This is a genomic window from Rubritalea sp. (genome assembly GCF_039830215.1).
GTDB lineage: Bacteria > Verrucomicrobiota > Verrucomicrobiia > Verrucomicrobiales > Akkermansiaceae > Rubritalea.
The window spans coordinates 1-4,661 of the sequence record NZ_JBDOPO010000120.1; the positions used below are offsets into that span (position 1 = coordinate 1).

At 46.6% G+C, this 4,661-nt stretch carries 5 protein-coding genes; 4 read left to right on the forward strand and 1 reads right to left on the reverse strand.

Features of this window, described 5'->3' with window-relative positions; genetic code table 11:
• The first annotated feature begins 731 nt into the window (after positions 1-731).
• The gene (locus tag ABGY95_RS04030; RefSeq protein WP_347440422.1) at positions 732-1,673 is read left to right on the forward strand and encodes an SPFH domain-containing protein; all 942 of its coding nucleotides are present in this window, start codon (positions 732-734) and stop codon (positions 1,671-1,673) included.
• 595 nt (positions 1,674-2,268) lie between these two features.
• Here the strand turns inward: ABGY95_RS04030 and ABGY95_RS04035 are convergent.
• On the reverse strand, positions 2,269-2,514 hold the full coding sequence (locus ABGY95_RS04035; protein ID WP_347440423.1) for a hypothetical protein: 246 nt from the start codon (positions 2,512-2,514) through the stop codon (positions 2,269-2,271).
• A 79-nt stretch (positions 2,515-2,593) separates the two neighbouring features.
• Here ABGY95_RS04035 and ABGY95_RS04040 point away from each other — a divergent pair, with 79 nt between their 5' ends.
• From ABGY95_RS04040 to ABGY95_RS04050, 3 genes are all read left to right on the forward strand, one after another.
• Positions 2,594-2,764 carry a hypothetical protein gene (locus ABGY95_RS04040; RefSeq protein WP_347440424.1) on the forward strand — a complete coding sequence of 57 codons (171 nt, stop codon included), beginning with the start codon at positions 2,594-2,596 and terminating at the stop codon, positions 2,762-2,764.
• Between the two features lie 312 nt (positions 2,765-3,076).
• Complete coding sequence (locus tag ABGY95_RS04045) at positions 3,077-3,802, forward strand: hypothetical protein (protein ID WP_347440425.1); 726 nt, start codon at positions 3,077-3,079, stop codon at positions 3,800-3,802.
• A gap of 335 nt (positions 3,803-4,137) precedes the next feature.
• The gene (locus ABGY95_RS04050; protein ID WP_347440426.1) at positions 4,138-4,539 is read left to right on the forward strand and encodes a hypothetical protein; all 402 of its coding nucleotides are present in this window, start codon (positions 4,138-4,140) and stop codon (positions 4,537-4,539) included.
• Positions 4,540-4,661: the final 122 nt, after the last annotated feature.

Sequence of the window (4,661 nt, forward strand, 5' to 3'; positions counted from 1 at the left end):
AGGTGAGGTTAAAGGAGGCTTGAATCCTGATTTCACAAACTCACCAAGTTGAAAGGCGCTTGAAATCCCAGTCTACAAATGAAATGCGCAGACTTCAGAAATCACCAGCGAGAGCTAGAAAGTATTTACACGGTTCAAGCACCAAATATGTAGAACGTGACAACGCGAATAGTATTCTACTATCAATTCATGTATAGCTGCTGTAGGCGCTCTGCTATTTTTTGTGGGGAAGTTGGTAAAACGGCAGGAGAATCAGGATGATGTTCTTTGACGTTAAGTGCAGACTAACTCCCCTGTGATAGGAGATAATGCGCCAGATGTCGCAGCGATTTGGAATACTGTAGAATTTCTAAAAACAATGCGCAGATTGGAGCCTTCGCTCCGAATTTATCTGTCACGGGATTGGCTCTACCAGCGATTTCTGATCCATCTGACACATCTTTTCTCGGCCTGGTCAACTTGTGCTGATTTTACTCCGTCGTAAGTAATTCAATCCCCCTGAATCATATTCCCCTTGGACGAAAACCGCTGGAGGTGGATTTTTTGATAAGGTCGTCTGGTTCTCTATCTATGACTTGAAGCCAGCAGATTTGGGCGCACAGTTTTTTGTGTGCTGGATTGGTGATGCGGGTGGCCTGTTGGTGTGTGATTCACTGGCTCCTCCAAATTACAATAGAGGAAAGGTTTTGTAGTCGACCAAATAGAGTTTGTCGCTAACTGTGGACGCAATTATGAAATCAAGCCAAATAAAGTCCATCGCAGCCGTCGTCGTACTCGTCATAGCAGTCATCACAGGTACATCATGCTTCACGACTGTGGAAGGTGGTCATAAGGGGGTAGCTATCACATTCGGTAACATCTCTGATCAGGAATTAGATGAAGGATTCCATTTTAAAGCACCGTGGACTAAAGTCATTTCTATCGACTGTAAGAACCAGGCCGAGAGCGATTCATTTAAAGATGTCACCCTCAAGGCACGAGACCAACTCACATCACGCGTAGACATCACAGTGAACTGGAGAGTGGATGGTAATTTTGCAGCAGAAGCATACAGAGAAACGGGTGGTCTAGAAGGGCTCCGTGACAAGTACCTGATCCCAAAGACGCGCAGTCTCATTCGTGAAGAAGGAAAAAGTGTGGAGCGTTCTGAGGACTTCTTCAGCTCCGACGTACAAATTGCGCTTCAGGATGGGATCTTGACCAAACTCAAAGAAACTCTATCGGATAAAGGTATCATCATCGAAGCTGTCTTGTTCCGTAATATCGAGCTCCCGCCATCGATTGAGCGCGGCATCAACGCCAAAAAGGAGATGCAGCAAGAAGCCGAGCGCGCTGAAGCCACATTGCTCAAGTTTGAGACAGATCAAAAACAAAAGGTTGCCCAGGCAAAAGCCGAGTTAGAAGCTGCGAAGACTGAGCAAGAACGCAGGATGGTACAGGCCGATGCTAAGGCGTATGAAATTGAAGCCGAAGCAAAAGCGAAGGCTCGCTCTATTGAGTTAGAAGGACAAGCGCGTGCGAAAGCTATCGCACTGGAAGGGGAGGCTCTCAGAGATAACCCGAACCTCGTGGATCTCCGAAAAGCGGAAAAGTGGGATGGCAAGTTGCCAACTACAATGTTCGGCGCTGGGCAAGATGTGATGATAGATCTCTCTAAAACCCCTAAAAAGTAGAGGCCAGTTAGACATGGCCCCCACAGCGTAGTTACTATCATCGGTCAATGAGAGAGAATTGAAAGAGGCTCTTGGCTTCATTCATTCTCTCTCTTTGAGCATATATAAAACCAACACTTACAAAGCTAAGTGCTTTTAGAATGTAAATGAAGGCTCTTGATTTCCTGATCCTCATATCTGCTAGAATTTTTTGAAATTCTGGAGTCTCTTCAGCGATCTGCAATTTCCCGAGCAGCCGCTTTGTCGTCCAAGTCAGTTTAAACTTCCCATGGCTCGCCGCTTTTTCTTTTACTTCAAGTGCGAGGGTCTTTGAGCCACATCGATATGTGATTTAACAGTTTCATCCAGTTTTCAACAAATCAGCTTCCTTGACTCAGATTTAGCGCCAGAATCAAGGGGGGGCAAAGCTGGCTCAGGGGGCAGTCAGCGTATCTTGGGGTATAAGAATGACGTTATGGGGGCCGCTGGTCAGCAATATTATGCGGTCACCTTCTCTGTAAATAAGGTAATCATCGCGGGACAAGAAGGAGCCTGTGTGCCTTATGTTTTGGTGCAATTTGGTTAGAGTTCAGTGACTGAACCAATGGTTAGTAAATCAGATTTTGAGTTCATCTTGAACGACGTTACTTGAAAGATTATGCATGAGCGAGGATTTGAGCCAAAAAAAGAGTGTGGTAAAGTATGTCAGTGAATGCATGTTGCAAACCCGTACCAACATCAACTGGAGTCCATCTTTGGCAATATCATGAGTGCTGGAAACTTTGTTGACCCTCGCAATACTCAGTTTGAGAGTTGCCAGAATTAGCCTTTCCTTAGATTCATTTTCCAACCATAGAAACATTCGCTGATGGAGTTAAAGATAAAGGTTGGCAGTGACGGGAGATTGCGGAAAACTCACGAAATTAAAGTCGGTTATTCCTGTGCAAACTATTGGTCTTGAGAAAATCAAACAGGCTTTTGAATTCGAGCACGAGTTCTATTGGAAAAAACAAAGTGATCTGGATCGCACCTTGCAAGCGGTCGCGGTCTCGAGCTGGGATGATGCTCGAGTGAGGGTCTTTGCCGATGGAGCAGCATGGTCACCAGGTTAAATTGTAAGCCCTATTGGTGGATCCAGCCCTTAGGTGGTGATACCGAGGTGGCTAGTGATTGACGTATAGCTCCAACTGTCAAAGCTGGCTAACTGGTTGAGTTTGACTCTCTACATAATCGATTAATTATGTGAGTTTTATGTCTGGTAGGCCAGTGGAGTCGTACACGAGAACCTTTAGCTTCATAAGTGTGGGGTATTGTGTGCTTTCCTGGTTGAATGGAAAGTTCAGTGATGTTAGCAATGTACGATGTTATTTCAAGCAGGGAAGATACTATGCTTACTGAGTGCCTTATTTGCACTGAGTTTCTCTGTGAGTGCTCAGAGTCCTCTAAATAATCGGCTTATTGCTGCGCATACCAAACATCTCGATGAAATGCGCGAGAGTTTTCATTCCTTGCGCGACCCGTACCGAGTGCCACCGAAAGGAAAAATCGTGGTGGAAGCCTTTGATGGGATATCGAGTCGTTACCAATACACGTGGAAGCGCGATATTCCAGTTACCGTTTTTTGGGTAGGTGAGGATGCTACAGAGCATAAGCATGCGAGTTCGTGGGACCCGAATAGGAAGCAAAACTATGGTGGATTTGATGATCCGAACGACCGAAGTGGCTATTTCCCTGCAAAGTTTAAACCGAAACTAAACCCATTCTATATAGCACTTCCATATAATGATGTGGCACGTAGTGGTGGGCGGTTTAAGCTGGAAGCGCCAGGATTGATCAAGTGGTTTTGGAGAGCGGCAAAGGCGCCAGGGCAGTCAGTCTGTAAAGGGCGATGGCTGGCTATTCATTACGGCCATAAAGTGTGTTATGCGCAGTGGGAAGATTGTGGGCCATTTTACACCGACGACCACGCTTATGTATTTCAAAATAGCCGGCCCAAACCTAATCGGAATGGCAATACAGGTCTTGATGTGAGCCCAGCTGTGAGAGATTTCTTGGGAGTCAAGAGCGGTCAAAGAGTATCGTGGAAGTTTGTAGAAAGTGCCGACGTGCCCCAAGGCCCATGGTCTGAATGGGTGTTCCCGCAGAGCTAGTGTTTTATACTTAAGTATATCTGGTCCTTTGGCTGGTAGATGCTAAGTGTCACAAACGGTTGAATCCATAGGGGAAAAAAATCTTGCCCGAATTTAATTGGGTGTGGTTGCCCATGGGGTGATGGCGATGTAGCAACCTCAGAGCTGGGGTAAAGTACAGCTTTCAGGAGTGGTAGTTGGCAGCGGTGAGCAGGCGCAAAGCCTTGAGGTCACTTTAGCTCATTCAGATACAGATAAAGCCTAGAGAAATCTGTGGTTAGATAAGTTGTCGCTCATACTACCGCACGCTGGAGATTGCGCTCGATGTTCAGATAAAGGTCTGAAGATGAGGATGGGTGCAGATTGTTGACGCGGTCAACGGCTTGGGGCAGCCGGCACACAGCCACCCAGCCTACGTCGATTACTACAAGTTTTTAGACCCGAGCCATCCAGAGGTGCAGGAATTTGTGCGAGGGAATGTTGCAGCACTAGCCGCGATACCTGAGGTCGATGACATTCATCTCGATTACGTTAGAATGCCGGATGTGATTTTAGCTGAGGCTCTTCAACCGAAATACGATATCGTACAGGATAGGGAGTTCCCTCAGTATGACTACAATTACTCCGAGCACGCGCGTCGTTTGTTCAAGGAGCAAACGGGAATTGACCCGTTGAAGGATTTGGAAAACCCATCAACCAATGAGGCTTGGAGGCAGTTTCGTTACGACTCGGTCAGCAACTTAGTGAATAACGTGTGAGTCCCAGAAGCAAAGAAGGCGAATAAGCAGATCACAGCTGCGGTATTCCCCAATTGGCAAAGCGTGAGGCAGCAATGGCACCGGTGGGATATGGATGGATTTTTGCCGATGCTGTACAACGG

Coding starts and splice junctions, on each gene's coding strand:
- ABGY95_RS04030 (WP_347440422.1), top strand. CDS start 732: ATGAAATCAAGCCAAATAAAGTCCATCGCAGCCGTCGTCGTACTCGTC.
- ABGY95_RS04035 (WP_347440423.1), bottom strand. CDS start 2,514: ATGTTTCTATGGTTGGAAAATGAATCTAAGGAAAGGCTAATTCTGGCA.